The sequence below is a fragment of the Ruegeria sp. CG1 genome (assembly GCF_056537265.1).
In genome coordinates, this window is record NZ_JBQFRF010000003.1 from 532,836 (window position 1) to 551,582 (window position 18,747).

The 18,747-nt window shown below is 55.7% G+C and carries 22 protein-coding genes and 1 tRNA gene; 12 read left to right on the forward strand and 11 right to left on the reverse strand.

All coding sequences use genetic code 11. From position 1 onward, the window contains the following. Nucleotides 1–66 precede the first annotated feature (66 nt). Nucleotides 67–471, reverse strand: a complete 405-nt coding sequence (locus tag ACR0AU_RS12160) for a thermonuclease family protein (protein ID WP_480795733.1) — start codon at nt 469–471, stop codon at nt 67–69. Between the two features lie 409 nt (nt 472–880). Between ACR0AU_RS12160 and ACR0AU_RS12165 the strand changes: the two genes are divergently transcribed. Together ACR0AU_RS12165 and ACR0AU_RS12170 are read left to right on the forward strand one after the other, a co-directional pair. Then, a complete protein-coding gene (locus tag ACR0AU_RS12165) occupies nt 881–1,081 on the forward strand; it encodes a hypothetical protein (protein WP_480795734.1) in 201 nt (66 codons plus the stop codon). 2 nt (nt 1,082–1,083) lie between these two features. Beyond that, entirely contained in the window at nt 1,084–1,446 is a 363-nt protein-coding gene (locus ACR0AU_RS12170; RefSeq protein WP_480795735.1) for a hypothetical protein, read from the forward strand. A gap of 64 nt (nt 1,447–1,510) precedes the next feature. On the opposite strand, the gene ACR0AU_RS12175 is transcribed toward ACR0AU_RS12170, so the two are convergent. From ACR0AU_RS12175 to ACR0AU_RS12195, 5 genes are all read right to left on the reverse strand, one after another. After that, nucleotides 1,511–1,858, reverse strand: a complete 348-nt coding sequence (locus ACR0AU_RS12175) for a GIY-YIG nuclease family protein (RefSeq protein WP_480795736.1) — start codon at nt 1,856–1,858, stop codon at nt 1,511–1,513. Between the two features lie 105 nt (nt 1,859–1,963). Next, entirely contained in the window at nt 1,964–2,158 is a 195-nt protein-coding gene (locus tag ACR0AU_RS12180) for a hypothetical protein (protein ID WP_480795737.1), read from the reverse strand. A gap of 70 nt (nt 2,159–2,228) precedes the next feature. After that, complete coding sequence (locus tag ACR0AU_RS12185) at nt 2,229–2,795, reverse strand: hypothetical protein (RefSeq protein ID WP_480795738.1); 567 nt, start codon at nt 2,793–2,795, stop codon at nt 2,229–2,231. A gap of 143 nt (nt 2,796–2,938) precedes the next feature. Then, entirely contained in the window at nt 2,939–3,739 is an 801-nt protein-coding gene (locus ACR0AU_RS12190; protein ID WP_480795739.1) for a site-specific integrase, read from the reverse strand. Nucleotides 3,740–3,834: 95 nt separating this feature from the next. Beyond that, nucleotides 3,835–3,908 (reverse strand) — tRNA-Cys (locus ACR0AU_RS12195). A gap of 225 nt (nt 3,909–4,133) precedes the next feature. Here ACR0AU_RS12195 and ACR0AU_RS12200 point away from each other — a divergent pair. The 3 genes from ACR0AU_RS12200 (at nt 4,134) to ACR0AU_RS12210 (ending at nt 7,112) form a co-directional block, all read left to right on the forward strand. Next, entirely contained in the window at nt 4,134–4,787 is a 654-nt protein-coding gene (locus ACR0AU_RS12200) for a protein-L-isoaspartate O-methyltransferase family protein (RefSeq protein ID WP_170512169.1), read from the forward strand. Nucleotides 4,788–4,882: 95 nt separating this feature from the next. Further along, complete coding sequence (locus ACR0AU_RS12205; RefSeq protein WP_170391809.1) at nt 4,883–6,301, forward strand: TolC family outer membrane protein; 1,419 nt, start codon at nt 4,883–4,885, stop codon at nt 6,299–6,301. 73 nt (nt 6,302–6,374) lie between these two features. Beyond that, complete coding sequence (locus ACR0AU_RS12210) at nt 6,375–7,112, forward strand: hypothetical protein (protein ID WP_170391807.1); 738 nt, start codon at nt 6,375–6,377, stop codon at nt 7,110–7,112. Nucleotides 7,113–7,115: 3 nt separating this feature from the next. On the opposite strand, the gene ACR0AU_RS12215 is transcribed toward ACR0AU_RS12210, so the two are convergent. Next, entirely contained in the window at nt 7,116–8,573 is a 1,458-nt protein-coding gene (locus tag ACR0AU_RS12215; protein WP_170732857.1) for a cobyric acid synthase, read from the reverse strand. A gap of 60 nt (nt 8,574–8,633) precedes the next feature. On the opposite strand from ACR0AU_RS12215, the gene ACR0AU_RS12220 reads away from it, so the two are divergent. Then, entirely contained in the window at nt 8,634–9,203 is a 570-nt protein-coding gene (locus ACR0AU_RS12220) for a cobalamin biosynthesis protein CobQ (RefSeq protein ID WP_480591694.1), read from the forward strand. Nucleotides 9,204–9,276: 73 nt separating this feature from the next. Here the strand turns inward: ACR0AU_RS12220 and ACR0AU_RS12225 are convergent, their stop codons facing one another. Beyond that, a complete protein-coding gene (locus ACR0AU_RS12225) occupies nt 9,277–9,597 on the reverse strand; it encodes a DUF6280 family protein (RefSeq protein WP_008757056.1) in 321 nt (106 codons plus the stop codon). Between the two features lie 219 nt (nt 9,598–9,816). Here ACR0AU_RS12225 and efp point away from each other — a divergent pair, with 219 nt between their 5' ends. Continuing rightward, nucleotides 9,817–10,380, forward strand: a complete 564-nt coding sequence (gene efp / locus ACR0AU_RS12230) for an elongation factor P (protein ID WP_170391801.1) — start codon at nt 9,817–9,819, stop codon at nt 10,378–10,380. 44 nt (nt 10,381–10,424) lie between these two features. Here efp and ACR0AU_RS12235 read toward each other — a convergent pair whose 3' ends face one another. Both ACR0AU_RS12235 and ygfZ read right to left on the reverse strand, forming a co-directional pair. Further along, nucleotides 10,425–11,360: an ABC transporter transmembrane domain-containing protein gene (locus tag ACR0AU_RS12235; RefSeq protein ID WP_170594898.1), complete on the reverse strand. Its 936-nt coding sequence runs from the start codon at nt 11,358–11,360 to the stop codon at nt 10,425–10,427. Nucleotides 11,361–11,466: 106 nt separating this feature from the next. Beyond that, a complete protein-coding gene (gene ygfZ / locus ACR0AU_RS12240) occupies nt 11,467–12,204 on the reverse strand; it encodes a CAF17-like 4Fe-4S cluster assembly/insertion protein YgfZ (RefSeq protein WP_480795740.1) in 738 nt (245 codons plus the stop codon). 73 nt (nt 12,205–12,277) lie between these two features. On the opposite strand from ygfZ, the gene ACR0AU_RS12245 reads away from it, so the two are divergent. Then, complete coding sequence (locus ACR0AU_RS12245) at nt 12,278–12,952, forward strand: TIGR04283 family arsenosugar biosynthesis glycosyltransferase (protein ID WP_170609324.1); 675 nt, start codon at nt 12,278–12,280, stop codon at nt 12,950–12,952. An 844-nt stretch (nt 12,953–13,796) separates the two neighbouring features. Here ACR0AU_RS12245 and ACR0AU_RS12250 read toward each other — a convergent pair. After that, nucleotides 13,797–14,660 (reverse strand): MurR/RpiR family transcriptional regulator, encoded by an 864-nt coding sequence (locus ACR0AU_RS12250; protein ID WP_480795741.1) that lies wholly within the window; start codon nt 14,658–14,660, stop codon nt 13,797–13,799. A 128-nt stretch (nt 14,661–14,788) separates the two neighbouring features. Between ACR0AU_RS12250 and ACR0AU_RS12255 the strand changes: the two genes are divergently transcribed. The 4 genes from ACR0AU_RS12255 to ACR0AU_RS12270 are packed head-to-tail and all read left to right on the forward strand — an operon-like array spanning nt 14,789 to nt 18,563. Beyond that, entirely contained in the window at nt 14,789–15,580 is a 792-nt protein-coding gene (locus ACR0AU_RS12255) for an N-formylglutamate amidohydrolase (protein ID WP_170732855.1), read from the forward strand. Then, nucleotides 15,577–16,161: a TRAP transporter small permease subunit gene (locus ACR0AU_RS12260; RefSeq protein ID WP_170420973.1), complete on the forward strand. Its 585-nt coding sequence runs from the start codon at nt 15,577–15,579 to the stop codon at nt 16,159–16,161. Before ACR0AU_RS12255 ends, ACR0AU_RS12260 begins: the two co-directional genes overlap by 4 nt. Then, a complete protein-coding gene (locus ACR0AU_RS12265; RefSeq protein WP_170732854.1) occupies nt 16,158–17,477 on the forward strand; it encodes a TRAP transporter large permease subunit in 1,320 nt (439 codons plus the stop codon). The genes ACR0AU_RS12260 and ACR0AU_RS12265 overlap by 4 nt, the downstream gene beginning before the upstream one ends. A gap of 51 nt (nt 17,478–17,528) precedes the next feature. Further along, entirely contained in the window at nt 17,529–18,563 is a 1,035-nt protein-coding gene (locus ACR0AU_RS12270) for a TRAP transporter substrate-binding protein (RefSeq protein WP_170391784.1), read from the forward strand. Nucleotides 18,564–18,747: the final 184 nt, after the last annotated feature.

Sequence of the window (18,747 nt, forward strand, 5' to 3'; positions counted from 1 at the left end):
CCAAAATACTCACAACAAGTCACACCGTCGTAGTATTTGTAATTTGCTAGCAACTGGCTTCTAGTCTCAGTTCCGGCTCACCTTTATGGTCGTCCTCTGTCGAATGCGGATAGAAGCATGCCCAAACTGCCCGTTAGCGAGTCTTCGCCGCACTCCCGGTGGCTCTAGATGGCGATACTTACCACGAGAAAATTCCGGCAAATCTAAAGCCAGTCCTTGTTTAATTAACTCTGCACCAATGTCTCGACCGTCTGGTAGATAGCATGTTCCCACAAGTCGATCGTAAGACCTTTCACCATCAAGTTCTGCGGTAATGGTCTGCCCCTTACAAATTTCGACCATCGCCCATTTGGACTTTTGGCCATAAGGCATGTCCAATTCCGGAGCATCAATTCCCGCCAAACGAATTTTTGTTCCATTTATTCGGATAGTGTCTCCATCAATGACATAGGCACGCCCTTGCAGCATCATGCTCTTTGGCATTGCTGGGATTGGATATGCTGGCTTTTGGATGGGTCGCCGATTGTTAGGTCGAATTACTGGCTCTAGGGTTCTTCGTCGGTTGTTCGGTCGAACTACCGGCTTTGGGGTGGTATTTCTCCTGTGGGATCGACTCAATGCTCGACCGACCGAACGACCTATGGAACGACTTGAGCCAGTGAACTTAATTAACAGCCCGCCAAATATCACGGTCAACACAACTAGTTCCATTGATCCAAAAAACCCTTTGCGCAGCAGCTTAGAATAGCTTGTTAGATTTGGGTTTTTCCGGTCGAAATTGCTTTCGATTTAGTGCCAAAAGTTGTTTTGTTTCTGCCAAAATTAAAGTTCTACTGCTTAATAACTTACGTTACGCAATCGAACGAAAGGCTCAGAAGCGATGGACGGGTTAGTTGGTTTGTTATTCCTCGTCGTTATAGGCGTCTTAGTGATTTGGCTTTACATCCTGCCGATCACAATGGCAGGACGACGCAACCGATCCGGTTTGATCTGGTTTTTGATTGGTCTGGTTGGATCGCCACTGCTGGCAATTCTGTTGCTGCTGGCGTTGGGTGACGCACCAGAACAACCGACGGCCTAGCCATGCCCAAAGCCATCAATCACGATTTCACGACAGGTTATGATGTACGGTTCGTTTGGAAATTCGATGTTCCTTATATTCAGCAGAAATTGGGCATAAACGTAATGCGTGAACACAAGGTGGTGCGGATTACCAAATTGCCAGAAAACGGCACAACCCGGTCGGCTGGGGCGGCTGCTGGTTGGGGGACGGCTGGTTTAGTGGTAGCTGGCCCGCTCGGCGCATTGGTAGGTGCCGCTTATGGGGCGCGGTCGCGCGGTACGACCCTGTACGCAATTGAAACCACTGACGGTCACAACGTCATTGTTGAGACGGCCAAATCCAGAATTATTAAAAAGCTGGACATCCAAGCCAATCACCTGTGACCAACCGGGCCGCCCAGTTCCGGCTTAACCGACACGGGGATGGATTTATTGGGCTATGCTAAGATCAAATACTGTAGTGCTTGTTCGAATAGTTCATTTCGCCCACACAGTTCAGTAGCTGGTGGCCCTGATCATTAATTTGAGCAATGTGGTATCCCTCTCGCTCAACAGCTTTTTTGAGACCCGTAACACGTTCCAAAATGGTAAACACCGGCCAGACATCGGCGGCCATCATCGCGGTAATGTATCGGTCTTTCTCTGTTTTGCTTCGTTCTTGTGTGTGGCCACTAAATCGCCGTCTTCGGTCGTTTGTTTGACCGACGTAGAAGATATTGTCAGTTCTGGGATCACTGATTGAATAGACCCAGTAGGTATCGTTAAGCCTGCCTAACGCACGTTCTTCTTTGCTCATTCGTGGCATATTCATTGCTCCAGTAAAATTATTTATATTTTATATGGGCTTACGACACAGTTTGTGCAAGTCAATGCCCGACATAGACTTACGATATTGCGCCATCTAACGGTGACCTACCGGCCCGTCCAACTCGGGTGCAATCGGCAAGGTGTGATCGGGCAGTTCAACACCGTGCTTCTCCAACCATTCCAGTATCTCACCCCATTGGGATTGGATACTCGGCGCGCTGCGATATTCATGCAGTGCTTCAAGCCTACATCGCAGGTCATGGGGAATCGTTGGGGGCCATTTACGCATGGCGCATGTTCTGACTTTGTTTCGCCGCCAGTCAAGGCAACTTGTTGCCCGATTTGTCCATCAAACACATTCACGACGAAATTTTTTCGTTAAACTTTAGATACTTACCAAACATGTCTTTTAGTTTTTCGAGAGACGCATGGTCCCTAAACCATGCCTCAATCTCATGCTTTTCGTTTAAATATTTTTCTTTCTCTGCGCGCTCTTCCTCGGAAAGGTCATTATGCTCAAATGCTCTTTCTCGCAAAGGTTCCCACTGGTCGTGACATAAGTCATAATCGATCGTTTTTCTCCAAACGTTCGTCAGAAAAGTTTCCACTTCCTTCCCAAACAGAAAGTCTGATGCAACCGCGATCCGCATTAACTCTCCTGCTTCCTCAACATTTGGTCGACCGTTTCTCATGCAATCAGAACAGAAGTCTCTGGCTGCAAGGTACACCTCTAGTCGTTTTTCAAACATTGAGAAGTTGTAAGTCGCATCGGCAACTTCTTGATCATGTTGAAACTGTCTGCGCTGCAGCCGGAACAGAATGAAGGTAAGAAAAGCGACCGCTAGTGCTGAAAATGCCGAAATTCCAACAAAAAACTGTTCCGTACTTACAGCTTGAATAGCAGCAAATAACTGTTGTGTAGTCATACTCGTGTCCATCTAGTTGATCCGGTCTAGAAAAGCGGCGACCTTCCCCGGATTGCTCGGCAAACTAACGTTCCATTTTCTAGTTGCAAGCCCTAGTTGAACCATTGTCTGAGGAGAAACAGCAATCGCGTCACCGGGTATGCTCAAGCCTCAAACAGCAACGCTTCCCAGCGGCACATGATGGCCCGTCGCTGGGTCAATCGCTTGGACCGGTTGTAGGTTCGAGCAACGCCCAGACGGGTCGATCCGGCCTGATGGTTCAGTATCCTGTCAATGTCGTTTTCGTCCTGCCCGTCATCGGCCAGATGCGTGGCCATGCTGCGCCTGATGTCCCGTAGCTGGTACTGCTTGCACGGGACGTATGCTTTCTGAAACCAGCGTTTCTTGACGTGCGCAGTGGTCGCCATACCAGCAAACATATTCGGCATCATGCCACCCAGCACAAACGCCCGTGGCGCAAGCGGTACGATGTGGCTGGTGCCGTTCTTACTGGTCGGCAGGTGCATCTCCTGACCCTGCAATCGGTTCGGGCAAAACCGCATCAAATCAGACGGTCTCTGGCCCGTCAGGATCAGCAACCGCAGGAACTGCGCCCATGCCTCACCCTGATACGGTGCCGCGTCATATAGGCGGCGTAGCTGGTCCAGCGTCAGCACCTGATCGCGCGGTGCTTCTTTGGCTGGCATCATGGTCGGATGCAGCCCGGTCCAGTCGTTTGCGCGACAGTACCGCCAGAAGTGGGTCAGGGCGGATCGGTATCGATTCCGCGTGGCCGTCTTCCACCCAGACAGCACGTCCGACAGATCACCGTTCGTGATGGTTGAGACTTCCTGTGACTGGAAGGTTTGCAGGATTCGGCACAGTTGTTTGTACCGTTCCGCACCCGTCTTGAGTGTATCCAGATGGTCCGTTTTGTAACGCTCTAAGGCGTGCTTGATCAGCATAGGTTGTTCCCCTAATCCGTGAACATCCCCTTGCTGACAACCGTCAAGGTGATTATTTGGTTGCATTTCCAACGGCTTACCGTCGGTCACACCAGTGGAGGCGAGTACCGGAATCGAACCGGTGTACACGGATTTGCAATCCGCTGCGTCACCACTCCGCCAACTCGCCTTTTTAAGCAATATCAATAACTTGCCGTGGTGTGAGCGGCGTTCTATCAGCTTTCAGGATGAACGTCCATAGCCTTGAGGGCGATTATTTCTGTCTTGTTTGGAAATTTGACAATACCCCAATGGTACGTTTTTGCCGCGCCCGGAAATGCAATCTGGCCCGTTGCTGCAGGCAGGCGGATGTGGCAAAAGCCAGATAACAGTCTGATAAGGAATGAGCGATCACATGACAGATTTCGCAGCCCGGCGCCTTACGATGGTTGATACTCAGGTCAGGCCCTCGGATGTGACCAAGTTCCCTATCATTGATGCGATGCTGAGCGTTGCGCGCGAAAATTTCGTGCCGGATGCGCAACGTGAGGCAGCCTATGTTGGTGATCTGGTCGAGTTGGGTGATGGACGTTGTCTGCTTGAGCCCAGGACGCTGGCTAAGATGTTGGACGCAGTCAACATTTCCAATGATGAAGTGGTGCTGGATATCGCGCCGGGGCTGGGTTACTCAACCGCAATTGCCGCGCGAATGGCAGAGTTGGTTGTGGCAGTGGAATCCGACCCGGCATTGGCGGCTGAAGCTCAGACGCTTCTGATGGAAGCTGATGTAGACAACGCCATTGTTCATGAAGGACCGCTTGAACAAGGCGCGGTTGAGCATGGACCCTACGATGTGATCATGATTCAGGGTGGGGTCGAGCAGCTTTCAGACACTTTGCTGGATCAACTCAAGGATGGGGGCCGGATCATTTGCCTGTTCATGGAGGGTGATCTTGGCACGGTTCGTATGGGTCTCAAGTCCTCAGGCCGTGTCTCGTGGCGATTTGTGTTCAATGCTAGCGCACCGATTTTGCCCGCATTTTGCGCTGAGTGTGCATTTTCGCTATAGTTGGCAATAGAAGTATTTTGATGCCTTGATTACTTGAAAACACCGGCGCAAACTGCGCTGGTGGTTGCGTAATTTCGATTTGAGAGGACTTAGTTATGCGCGGGACGACGACAGGAAAGCTGGTCAAAGGCCTGACTTTGGCTGCTGGTGTTGCATTAAGTGTGATGCCCGGAAGGTCGGTTTGGGCAGATAATCTGACCGATGCATTCATCGGCGCGTATAACACCAGCGGCTTGCTTGAGCAGAACCGTGCCTTATTACGCGCAGCGGATGAAGATGTCGCCATTGCGCTCTCAGCGCTGCGTCCTATCATCAACTGGACCGTGCGGGTGAGCCGGGATTACACGCGCACCAACACGAGCAGCTTGATCACGACGCGCGAGCCTTCGAGCTTTTTTTCCGGTCTCACGCTGAGCCAGTTGATCTATGACGGTGGCGCTTCCATCCTTGGCAAGCAATCGGCGCAGGAAACTGTGCTATCCACCCGTCAGTCTCTTATTGATATTGAACAACAAATCCTGATCAGAGCCGCGAACGCCTATCTGGGTGTTCTGCTGCAGGAAGAGACGGTTGCGATCCGCCAGAACAACGTGGAAGTGTCGGCGGAAGAACTGCGCGCATCACAGGATCGCTTTGAAGTAGGTGAGGTTACACGTACAGACGTTGCCCTGTCCGAGGCACAATTGGCCAGCTCTCAGGCTGATTTGGCGGTCGCACGTGGTAACCTGAGCATTGCTCAGGCTGAATACGTAAACGCCGTTGGCAAGACACCTGGGCGGACGGCTGGTCAGCCAAGGCTGCCCAACCTGCCGCGTTCAGAGGCGGATGCGGTGAATTTGGCTCAGCGGAACCACCCTGCGATTCTTTCCGCACAGCATCAGGTGCGTGCGTTGGACCTGATCGTGCAGCAGCAGCGTGCAAATCTGGGTCCGAATGTCAGCCTGAATGCGGATGCGGGCATTACCGAGAGCTACGACAATGACGATTACATCAACGATGCGACGATCTCACTGAACTTCAATCAGCCGATCTATTCCGGTGGCGGTCTGGCGGCAGCGGTGCGTCGTGCGATGGCAACTCGTGATGCGTCGCGTGCCAACCTTCTGAACGTTCAGAAAGACATCACACAAGGTGTTGCCGATCGCTATGCTGCGTTTCAGGCGGCAACTGCAAGCCTGCGGGCGTCAACAGAACGGGTTCGTGCTTCGCAGGTGGCGTTTGACGGTATTCGTGAAGAAGCAACGTTGGGTGCACGGACGACCTTGGACGTCCTGAATGCCCAGCAGGATTTGCTGGACGCGCAATTGGCCGAGGTAGCATCCCGGACCGAGCGGTCGCGGGCTGCATATGAACTGCTGCAAGCCCAGGGGCTGTTGACGGCAGAGCGTTTGGGTCTTGCAGTGCAGATCTATGATCCGACCCTGTATTACAACCTCGTGAAAAAGGCGCCGTCGCAGGTCAGTAAGCAAAGCCGCGATCTGGATCGAGTGCTCAAGGCATTGCGCCGCGACTAAAGGGCATCGCTACCTGTTGTGGCGCTGGCTCAGATTGGCTACAATCGGGCCTAGGTTAGAGCGGTAGAAAATAATGTCAGATCGTGTTGTAAGCGCCAATATTCAGGACGTTCTTTCGTCGGTTAAGCGAATGGTCGACGAGGACGCGCATGACGAATCAGAATTCATATTTGTTCCGACGGCCCCGGCTGCCAAGCCGGGCCGGTTGGTTTTAACGGATGCGCTGCGCGTCAGCAATGAACCGCTGATCGCCAAGAAGGCCGCGCCCTTGAAACTGATGCCCCAGCATAGCGCGGGTGACAGTACCCCAAAGCAGGCCGCAAATGCACCAAGCAACCCTGCCGAACCGATGCGGCTGCAACCCAGCGATATTGTGCGCGCTGGTGATGTCGACGCCAAGGCAGACGCACCAAAGCGCGACCTAGCGGGAAGCCTCAGCGCCAAGATTGAAGCTTTGGAAGCTGCTATCGCGCGCACCGAGGATCAGTGGGAGCCCGATGGCGAGAGCGATGACGACTACTCTGGCACCAAGACGCAGGCTGTTGAATGGCCGGCAGACAGAGCTTTTGCGCAGTCTCAGGCGGCTGAACCAAAATCCGAAGCCACATTTATTCGCGACCCGGAGGTGGTGGAAGATATGGCACAGAAGCCGACCGATGTGACAATCGGAGAAGAGGAATTGCGCGAACTCGTCGCCCAGATCGTCCGGGAAGAGCTGCAGGGCGCGCTGGGCGAACGGATCACGAAAAACCTGCGCAAGATGGTTCGGCGTGAGATCACGCGGGCGATCGCCGCAGCGGATGTTGACTGAGGTCTAACTGGTGCGTGGCGTCTGCGCCATCGCGAGAAGCAGATCCAGATCCATATGCTGTTCCAGATGGTCGGCAAGGTCGTCCAGCACTTGTTCGACGCCGTCTTCGTAAGCTGTTTCCGATGTCACGCCAAGTTCTGCCAGATAGCTGGCGCGAAACGTGTCCGAGGTGAAAATCCCATGCAGATAGCTGCCGCGTATGCGCCCATTGGCGCTGGCGGCACCTTCCGGGCGACCTTCGATCTGCAGCCAGGCCCGAGCGCAATCCGGGCCATCAGTACGGCCCATGTGGATCTCATATCCGCTGACGGGTTCATGACCGGGCAGGGCGGTTGCTGAGCGCAGGATAACCTGCTTTTCTCCGGCCATTGTCGTGCTGACATCCAGCAATCCCAGCCCTTCGACCCGACCGGGGCGTCCATCGACGCCATCGGGGTCCGAGATGGTTTTGCCCAGCATCTGATAACCCCCGCACAGGCCCAGAACATGACCCCCGCGGCGGACATGGGCATAAAGGTCGATATCCCAACCCTGCGCCCGGAAATAGGCCAGATCGCCGATTGTAGACTTACTGCCCGGCAACAGCACCAGATCGGCATCTCCGGGCAGGGGGCGGCCTGCTGGGATGATCTCGACCGTAACGCCTGGTTCGGCGGAAAGCGGGTCGAGATCGTCGAAATTGGCCATCCGCTCAAGCTGAGGCACAGCGATCTTGCATGCCCCCCCGGTATGAGAGCGGATGTCCATCATGTCTTCTGCCGGCAGCTTCCATGCATCATGGAACCAGGGCACCACGCCCAGGCAGGGCCAGCCGGTCCGGGATGCGATATCGTCGCGCCCTTCATCGAACAGGGAGACATCGCCCTTGAAGCGGTTAATCGCAAAGCCCCGGATCATCGCAAGGTCCCCGGCCTCCAAGACGGCTTGCGTCCCCATGATCTGAGCGATCACGCCACCCCGATGAATGTCGCCCACCAGAACCACCGGAACCTGTGCGGCACAAGCAAATCCCATATTGGCGATGTCACCCTTGCGCAGGTTAGTTTCTGCCGGACTACCCGCGCCTTCGATCAACACCAGATCAGCGTCGCTGCAAAGCCTTTCAAAGCTTTCCAGAGCCGCACCCAGCAGCTTAGACTTGTCCTTGCGATAATCGCCCGCCTTCATTGTACCTGCGCGCTGGCCCTGAAGAATGATCTGCGCGCCGGTATCAGTTTCGGGTTTGAGCAGGATTGGGTTCATATCCGTATGCGTCGGTCGTTTGGCCGCCCGCGCCTGCAGGGCTTGCGCGCGCCCGATTTCGCCGCCGTTTTCCGTAACAGCGGCGTTGTTCGACATGTTCTGCGGCTTGAACGGAGCCACGCGCAACCCGCGTCGCGTATAGGCGCGGGCCAACCCGGCCACCAAAACCGATTTGCCGACATTGCTGCCGGTGCCTTGAATCATGATGGACCGCGCCATGGCCTGTCTCCTATGCTCGGGCGCAGATGACCTGATTTAAGGCCAAAGGAAAAGCCCCATATGAATACGCCTGCGCATCTTTTGATCGGTGCTGCTGTTTTTGCGCGCCCGGCCCGGGGCGCGACGCTATGGGCAGCTCTGTTTGGGTCCTTGTTGCCGGATTTGTCGCTATACCTGATGGCCGGCGTTTCGCTGCACATTCTGAACATCCCGGCACAGGTGGTGTTTGATCAGCTTTACTTTTCACCCGCGTGGCAAACCGTATTCGCCATCGATAACTCGTTCATTTTGTGGGGAGTGGCACTTGCACTCGGGCTGTGGCGCCGCTGGCACCTGGTGACTATTGGCGCATCCGCAGGGATACTTCATTTGGTGATGGATTTCTTATTGCACGCAGGCGATGGCCGACCACAGTTCTGGCCGATCAGTTCATGGGTCTTTCACAGTCCGATCAGCTATTGGGACAGCACACATCATGCGGCTTGGATCGCGCCGATCTCAGTGACGATTTGCATTGCCGCCTATGTGGTGCTTTGGCAGCGCGGCCTGTCGGTTTCGGCAAAACTGTTCTTTGCGCTGTTACTGGCGGCCGAGCTTTGGGTGGCGTGGCAATGGATCATGTATTTTTGATCTGACCAATCAGCCCAAAGAAAAACGCGCCCCGATGTCAGGGCGCGTTTTTTCAATCGGATGCGAGCGTCAATCAGGCCGCTTCGGCCTGCTGAGCCGCATTCCGGCGCTCGCTTTCTTCGCGGGACAGCGCGACAGACGTCCGTACGCCGCGACCAACAAATTCCATCAGCCCGCCAACAACCCGCTCATTGGGGTCGATGCCGGCGCACGATAGTACTTCGCGCCCATCGCGCGAACGCGCCCAACGGGCAATTTGTTCCGGTCCGTTGCCATACTTCTTGTCGTCGGCGATGGCATCATCCAGAGCAGCCAGTACAACGGCTGCGAAAAGTTTGCGTGCACGATTGCCTTGTTCGTTGTTAAAGGCAGTGCCGTCAACGAAATCTCTCATCTCGTCTTTCCTGTTTTTCTTGCTCTTGCAATTTTCGGCGTGACGGTCCTTATGACCTATTACATGCGATTCGGATACACCTAAAATGCATAGTTGCGTTGCGTCATTTGCATGGCTCGCTGCAGGTGCAGCACTAGGTTTCGTTGTCTTGTCAGGTGTGGTCACGCCAGATATAGGGACGAGAACTGACGCATCAACCGTTTGTGAAGGATTTAAGTCATGCCCAAGATAAATGGGAACGAAATTCGCCCCGGCAATGTGCTTGAGCATAATGACGGACTGTGGGCGGCGGTCAAAGTGGATCACGTAAAGCCCGGCAAAGGCGGAGCTTTTGCCCAGGTCGAGCTGCGCAACCTGCGCAATGGCTCAAAGCTGAACGAACGCTTCCGTTCGGCCGACAAAGTCGAACGCGTGCGCCTTGAGCAGAAGGATCAGCAGTTCCTGTACGAATCCGATGGCATGCTGGTGTTCATGGACTCCGAGACCTACGAGCAGATCGAACTGCCTTCGGAACTGCTGGGTGAGCGCCGCCCGTTTCTGCAGGACGGCATGACTATCGTTGTGGAGTTTTACGAAAGCGAGGCGCTGAACGCCACGCTGCCCCAAAAAGTGACCTGCAAGATCGTCGAGACCGAGCCGGTTGTGAAGGGTCAGACTGCGGCGAACTCGTTTAAGCCAGCGGTTCTGGACAATGGCGTCAAGGTCATGGTGCCGCCTTTTATCGGGCAGGATGAGATGATCGTAGTGAATACCGAGACCATGGAGTATTCCGAACGCGCGTAAGCGGACGATAGTTCGGTGCAAAAGGGTCGCTCTGCGGCCCTTTTTTAGGTCCGAATGCGATAGCGCTCGGGATGATCTCCAAACAGCTCCAGCATCAGTTCGTACTTGATGCGATTGGCGCTGACCTGTCGGTAGAACGCGATCAAGAAAGCGGTCGGGCCTTGAATGCGTCCGAGACCGCTTATCGCGGCCACGACGGTGCCGACATCGGTTTTACCCTGCAACACCAGCCAGCCGCCCAGCATCAGAATCCCAACAGTCCCTGCGCCATTGATGATACTCAGCAGGAACTTGGCCGAGAGTTTCCAGATGAACATCTTGCGGCGGGTCTCGAATATCTCGTCGAACTGTTTCTCAATCGCTCGCGATGCCGCCTCAATATCCTCGTGCGTCAAGCGGTCGGTCGCGCTGCGCAGGATTCGAACACGCTCGGCCACGAAGATGTTCACTTTTCGCTGAGAGGCCAGAACGATAATGATCTGCGGAACGATCATGGAAAGTGCGATCAAGCCCAGCCCCGGTTGGGTTGAGGAGATGTAGCCGATCACGCTGATCAATGTGCCGATTTGCACCACAGGATCGGAAAACGCACCGCCTGCGAACTTGCCCAGCTCTTCCGCCTCAGCAGATACGGCCGTTGTCATCGTGCCCGAACGAAGGTCTTGCCCCTCTTCGCTGAGATCGATTGATCGGGCAAGCAACCGTCCCCGGATCAGTCGGATGATGTCCTCGCCCAGCGTTCCAGAGCGATACCCGAGCACCCATTTCAACGTAAGGCTCAACAGGATGACGCCCATCATCCCGGCGCCCAGCAACAGCAGGCGATCCACTTCGATGCTATCAGATGTCAGGTGATTGACGATGTCGCGCTGGAACTCAAGCGGAGCGGCCGCCAGCGCAGCCACCGCCAATGACAGCAGAATAAGGATGATTTGCCGTCCGGCGCTGACACGCCATATCGCGGTATAGAGGCGAAACATGCACGTATCCCGTTAGGCCAATTGCAGTCAGTGATACCGCGCGGCCCGGCCGCGTCAAATACGCAAACAGTTTCAAAAGAATGGGCGTGCCGGTTCAGCAACAAAATCAACCTGGCAGTTTTAGCGTCGCGCCACCTGCCTGCATCTCGTCCCCCGCGCGATCCAGCCGAAGGTATGCGATCGCCTTTCCGCCAGACTGTGTAAACAACACCCCGGCGGGTTTACCACTGGAGTGAATCTCGGTCCCGACCGGAGCGGTGCCCGCGATCTCGACAACGCGCAGACCTTTGCGCAACACAGTCTTGTGCTTCATGCGCGCGGTGACCTCTTGTCCGACATAGCAGCCCTTCTTGAAGTCCAAGCCATTCAGCGCCTCGAACCCGGACTCAAGAATATAGCTGTCTGGCGTCAGTTCGATGCTGGTTTCGGGGATACAGTGACGGACGCGGATCGCATCCCAGTCCGTACCGTCATCACCTTCCGGAGCGGTAGAATAAGCACGCCATCCCAGATCAGGATGCCGCGGGTCGGGTAGGGCGCCCTCGGGCGCGGGGCCGGTGCCGCGTTGTACGTTCAGGTCGGTCTGGTCGATGGTCACATCTGCACGCAGCTTGTACATCGTCAGTCGTTTGGCAAGCCCGTCGGCCAGCACATCGGCCACATCCAGCAGCACCGACTCACCGTCTCGTTTGAGAAAGAAGTCAGCCAGGTACTTGCCCTGCGGGGTCAGAAGGGCGGCGTAGACCAGCCCGTCGTCCAGCCGCTGCACGTCATTTGTGATCAGCCCCTGCAGAAAGCTATCAGTATCGTTGCCGGTCAGGCGCAGAATGCGGCGATTGGACATGGGTTGATCCTCGTCAATTCGTCTGGCTTCGTGATATAGGAAATCGCGCCGCCATGACCAGAGGGTTTCAGACGTGTCCGCCCCGATCAGCATTGTGATTCCAACCCTTAACGCGGGGCATTCCCTGCCGGGAACGCTGCAGGCTTTGATGGAAGGGCTTCATTCAGGCCTGATCCGAGAATTAATCGTGACCGATGGCGGCTCAGAGGATCCAACACTTGAGATGGCGGATGAAGCCGGAGCCATGATCGTAACAGGCCCGGCGTCAAGGGGAGGGCAGTTGCAAAGGGGGTGTGCCAAAGCATCTGGCGATTGGCTGCTAATCCTGCATGCCGACACCGAGTTGCAGTCAGGCTGGAGCGCCATCGTGGCAGAGCATCTGCGTTCGCACAGGCCAGCAGCCTTCCGATTGCGGTTTCGCGTCAGTGGGATTGGTGCCCGCTGGGTTGCTGGTTGGGCCAACCTGCGTAGCAGAGTGTTTGGGTTGCCCTACGGCGATCAGGGGCTGTTGGTGCGTCGCAGGGCTTATGACTCTGTCGGAGGATTCCCAGATCAGCCACTGATGGAGGATGTCGCCTTGATCCGCGCTTTGCCGCGCCCGGTACTGTTGAAAGCAGACGCGGTTACGAGTGCGGAACGCTATATCCGTCAGGGTTGGTTTCGGCGGGGCGCGCGGAACCTTTGGACTCTGGCGCGGTACTTTCTGGGGGCTGATCCGCATCTGCTGGCGCAGTCGTATCGGCGTTGAAGGCTGTGCGTAGCTCAACGATGGATTTGCCCAGACGGAACGGTGCAGCAAAACTTACCAGACATAGGGCAATGATCTGTAGTACCAAAATATGCGCATTCGCCTGCAGATATTCCCATTCATCCTTGAGCTTGCCGACCTGTTCGATCAGATCGTCATAGCTTTGGGCCAGGATCAGATAATCACCGGCAATCGCAGGCACCTTGCGCCGCATGTTGTCAATTGCGGTTTGTGTATCATCGTCCAGAGATGTGAAGACGAGAAATTGATCGATGCTGAAGGCATCCGCTTTCGCGGCCATCTCGCGGGCCTCATCCATGTCATCACTCGACGTGCGGCCGAATAGAAAATGCAGGCCTTGAAGCGGGGCTACTTCGTTCGTGACCGCGATGAACAACGGTAAATCGGCATTGCTTGCGGTTGAGGCGGACAGAAACTCTACCTTTTCGCACAAAACAGCTGTATCCGGGTCGTAAGCGGGGTCACAGAACCTCAGCCGAAACCGCGCGGCATCACGGTCGAATGCAAGCGTGGCGGCATAAGCAACGTCGATCTGCCGGTCCAGCCGCGAACTGTCCGAGGTGTAAAGCCCGGCCAACACGGCGACCAGCGCACCGATCCCACCCAATACGACCCAGACCAGATCCGCCAGTTTCCACGCCCGATGCCCTGCAGGTTTGCGGAACAGAAATCCTGTGCCAAACAGGCCGATCATAAAGGCCAGTATCAGCAGAGGTAGTTGGTTTTCAGCGATGAAAGTCATACGCCGGAGTGTACGGTCTGCGCAGCATCTGACAACAGGGCTCACGCGCAGTTGTACCTTATGAAACGTCGCTACCTGACGTCAGGACCCCGAGCTTTGGCCGAACTTGCGAAACAGCTTCGTCCGGTCAAAGGCCTGCTCTAACTCGTCCGTGCGCTGCTTGACACTGTCCCAGAGACGTTCCTGCATTTCGGCAATGGCGCATTCCAATAGCACAATTAGCGAAGTCATGGAATCCCAGGCCGAAGGCACTGCGATCCTTACCGCAAAGGTGTGTTTCGCCAGCCGGTGGATGGGGGATCGCCATTGATCCGTCAGCAGGACAACCTCGGCCCCGCGCTCATGGCAAAGCTGCCCGATCAACAAAGTAGTGTTCTCATAACGCCGCACATCCAAGGCCACCAGCACATCGCCTTCGCGCACTTCGAGCAGATCGTGAGTCCACGACGCTGCATCTGACAGCAGCTTCACATCAGGACGGATCATCTGCAGGTGGAGGTAGAGATATTGTGCCAGGGTCCCGGTTATGCGTCCGCCGGTGATAAAAACACGCCGTTTGGGGTCGCAAAGCATACGGCAGAAACTGTCAAACTCATCCGGGTCGACCTCATCAATCGAACGCCGCTGGTTCTCAAGCGCTTGGCGGGAGTAGCGGTTGAGAATGTGTTCTTCAGGCAAGTCATTCTGCCAGACATCCCGTTTGGCGACGGGCCCCGAGATCATCTCTTTCACTTCGCTGCGTATCGCGGACTGAAACTGCGGATAGCCATCAAAGCCGGTTTTCTGAAGCATCCGCGCAACCGTGGCGGTGGAAACCGAGGCGATACTGGCCAGCTCGGTAATGCTGCCAAGCCCTGCCATGGGGTAATCATCCAGCAGCACGTTGACCAACTGCCGCTCGGTCGGTGTCATCATTTCGCGATGCGCAAGGAGCCTTTCTGTCACTCGCACGGAATACTCCTTTCCCTTTCTACCCATGTTTATGTGGAAAATTTGACAATGCAATCTGACTTGGGGAATTTTATACAGGAAATTTATTGACAGGTTAAGAACCTCTGTGGAATTTTTTCCAAATGGAATCACGTAGCGCCACTCTCACCTCTGCTCAGCTTGATTTCGGTCCTGTCGTTCACATCGACGACGCGCCGGAGGAGCCTTCGGTTGTGGTGGTGTGCGAACACGCCTCGCATCGTATCCCGGACGGACTGGGGGACATGGGGCTAAGTGCCGAGGCACTGCGCAGCCATATCGCGTGGGACCCGGGCGCGCTGCCGGTTGCTCAGGCACTGGCTCAGCAGTTGAACGGCGTGCTGGTGCATGGCGGGGTGTCGAGGCTGGTTTATGACTGCAACCGCCCTCCCGAAGCCCCCGATGCTATGCCGGAATGCAGTGAAGACACACCGATCCCGGCGAACCTTGAACTGAGCGCCAATGCGCGTCAGCAGCGGATCGAAGGCGTTTATGTACCGTTTTGCCAAGGGCTAGAGGATGTTCTGATCCGCCATCACCGCACGCTAAAACTCATGGTGACGGTTCATAGTTTCACGCCGATATACCGCGGAAAGCCGCGCGATGTTGAGCTTGGTTTGCTGCATGGCCAGGACGCCCGCTTTGCCAAGGCGATGTTGGCCAGCGCCGCGCACGAGCTGCCCCTGGTTACTCGATTGAACGAACCCTATTCGGCGGCAGACGGGGTGGCGCACACTTTGGATCTTCACGCAGCGCCCAACGGATTGTTGAACGTCATGATCGAGATCCGGAATGATCTGATTCAGACAGCCGAGCAGCAGCGGGTCATGGCCAATTGTCTGGCCCCGTGGATCAATCGTACCATTGCTCCGTTCTGTAGCGGGGTGGGCGAATGATCAAGGCAATGTCAGCATATGTGCGTGTGGTCGATGCGGTGAACTACCGGATCGGGCGGGTCATGATGTGGGGCCTGTTCGTGATGATGGGTATCCTGCTGTGGTCCTCGATCTCGAAGACCTTCTTTCTGCCTTCGCTCTGGACGCTAGAAATGGCGCAGTTTGCGATGGTGACTTATTACATCATGGGGGGGCCGTATTCGATCCAACTGGGTTCGAACGTGCGAATGGATCTGTTTTACCATAATTGGAGCCATCGCCGGAAAGCCTGGTTCGATGCCTTCACGGTGCTGCTGCTGATCCTTTATCTGGGTGTACTGTTCTACGGTGGGCTTGGATCCACGGCGTACAGCCTGGGCTATTGGGGTGATGAGCCTGTCGCCTATTTCACAGGCCTGCTAACCGGCAGCGAAGAGGTCGGACGGCTTGAACGATCCTCCACCGCGTGGCGGCCATACATCTGGCCGGTCAAGGCGATCATGGTCTTCGGCTTCTTCCTGATGCTGCTGCAGGCGATATCAGAATTTTTCAAAGACATTGCGCGGATCAACGGGCAAGAGATCGGGGCAGCGCGGGCATGAGCCAGGAATTTATCGCAATCTTCATGTTCGCTTCGATGATGCTGATGCTGTTCACCGGGCAGCGCGTCTTTGGTGCCATTGGTGCCGTCGCAGCCATTGCGGCACTGGCGCTCTGGGGGACAGGCGGGCAGGACATTCCGTTTTCGGCGGCGATGAAGCTGATGAAATGGTACCCGCTGCTGACCCTGCCGATGTTCATCTTCATGGGCTATGTCCTGAGCGAAAGTCGTCTGGCCGATGACCTCTATCGCATGTTCCACGTCTGGATGGGGCCGGTGAACGGTGGGCTTGCCATCGGCACCATCGGTCTGATGGTGCTGGTCTCGGCCATGAACGGGCTTAGCGTGGCCGGTATGGCCATCGGGGCGACGATTGCGCTGCCTGAACTGCTGCGGCGCGGATACGACAAGACCATGGTGACGGGGGTCATTCAGGCCGGGTCGAGCTTGGGCATCCTTGTGCCGCCCTCGGTAGTTCTGGTGCTTTATGCCATGATCGCGCGGCAACCCGTCGGTCAACTTTGGCTGGCAGGCATTGTGCCGGGGCTGCTGATGGCGTCTTTGTTCATCCTCTACATCTGGATTCGTTGCCGGCTTCAGCCGCATCTGGGACCAGCGATGGAAGACGCGCACGAGGTCCCAAGGTCCGAGAAACTCCGTCTGCTCTGGGCCGGGGCACTGCCATTGATGATTTTCGCTGCGATGATGCTGCCGTTCGTGAACGGTTGGACCTCATTGGTAGAAAGTTCGGCCATCGGAGCGTTGGCGGCGCTTGGGGCGTCAGTCCTCAAACGTCGGATGACGTGGAAGATTTTCGAGGACTGTACCAAGCAAACCTTGGCCATCTCGTGCATGTTCATGTGGATCATCCTTGCGGCGCTGGGCTTCGGCGCGGTGTTTGACGGGCTGGGCGCGGTCAAGGCCATCGAGAACCTGTTCACCGAGCAGTTGGGGCTGTCACCGTGGCTGATCCTGATCCTGATGCAGCTCAGCTTTATCATCATGGGCACGTTCCTGGACGACACCGCAATGCTCGTCATCGTAGCGCCGCTCTATGTGCCGCTCGTGGGGGCGCTTGGCTTCGATCTGATCTGGTACGGTGTACTTTACACCATCACCACCCAGATCGCGTATATGACGCCGCCTTTCGGCTACAACCTATTCCTGATGCGCGCAATGGCTCCGCCAGAAATCAGTCTGCGGGACATTTACCGCTCAATCGTGCCCTTTGTCGGGGTGATGATCCTGGCGCTCGCAATAATCATGATATTCCCCGAGATCGCCTTGTGGCTGCCCGGGTATGTTTACGGAAATTAACCAGAAGGCCCGACACACGGGCACCCAAACTTAAACGGAGAGGAAATTGACATGACGACAAGACGTAAGTTTCTGAAAACTGCGGGGGTAGGGGTTGCGGCGGCACCTTTGGCAACGCCTGCACTGGCGCAAAGCACGATCACATGGCGGATGCAGACATATGCCGGTCCTGCACTGGCCGAGCATGTGATCGACCCGGCTATCAAGATGTTCAACCAGATCGCCGGTGACCGTATGCAGATCGAGCTGTTCTACGCCGATCAACTGGTCCCGACCGGAGAGCTGTTCCGCGCTATGCAGAAGGGAACCATCGACGCAGTTCAATCGGATGATGACTCGATGGCCTCGCCCACCGAAGTCACTGTTTTCGGCGGCTACTTCCCGTTCGCTTCGCGCTATTCGCTGGACGTACCGGTGCTGTTCAACCAGTGGGGCTTGAACGAAATCTGGGACGAAGAGTATTCGAAGGTTGGCGTTAAACACATCAGCGCCGGCGCGTGGGATCCGTGTCACTTTGCGACCAAGGATCCGATCAATTCGCTGGAGGATATGAAGGGCAAACGCATCTTCACCTTCCCGACAGCAGGCCGGTTCCTCAGCCAGTTTGGCGTGGTACCCGTCACACTGCCGTGGGAAGACATCGAAGTTGCAGTTCAAACCGGCGAGTTGGACGGTATTGCCTGGTCGGGCATCACCGAAGACTACACCGTGGGTTGGGCGGATGTGACTAACTACTTCCTAACCAACAACATTTCGGGGGCCTGGGCCGGCCACTTCTTTGCCAATATGGATCGCTGGAACGAGCTACCGGAAGATCTGCAAACTCTGTTCAAGGTCTGCTGTGACCAGTCGCACTACTACCGCCAGTGGTGGTATTGGGGCGGCGAAGCCAACCTGCGGGTTAACGGTACCAAGATGCAATTGACGACCATCCCGGATGAAGAGTGGGCGACGGTTGAAGAAGCTGCTGTTAAGTTCTGGGACGAAATTGCTGCGGAATCCGAGACCAAGGCAAAGGTCGTGGATATCTTCAAGCGCTACAACGCCGAAATGCTCAAGGCCGGGCGGCCCTATCGTTACGGATAAAATACTTGACCGGCCCGTTCTTTCGCGGGCCGGTCGTTACAGGGACAAAGAATTTTCGTCGAAAATTCTCGCATATCACAGAGGTATTGCATGCTGACATTTGAGCATTTGAAGGCTGAGGTTTCGTCTGGCGAGATTGATACGGTATTGGTTTGTCTGGTTGACCTTCAGGGCCGTTTGATGG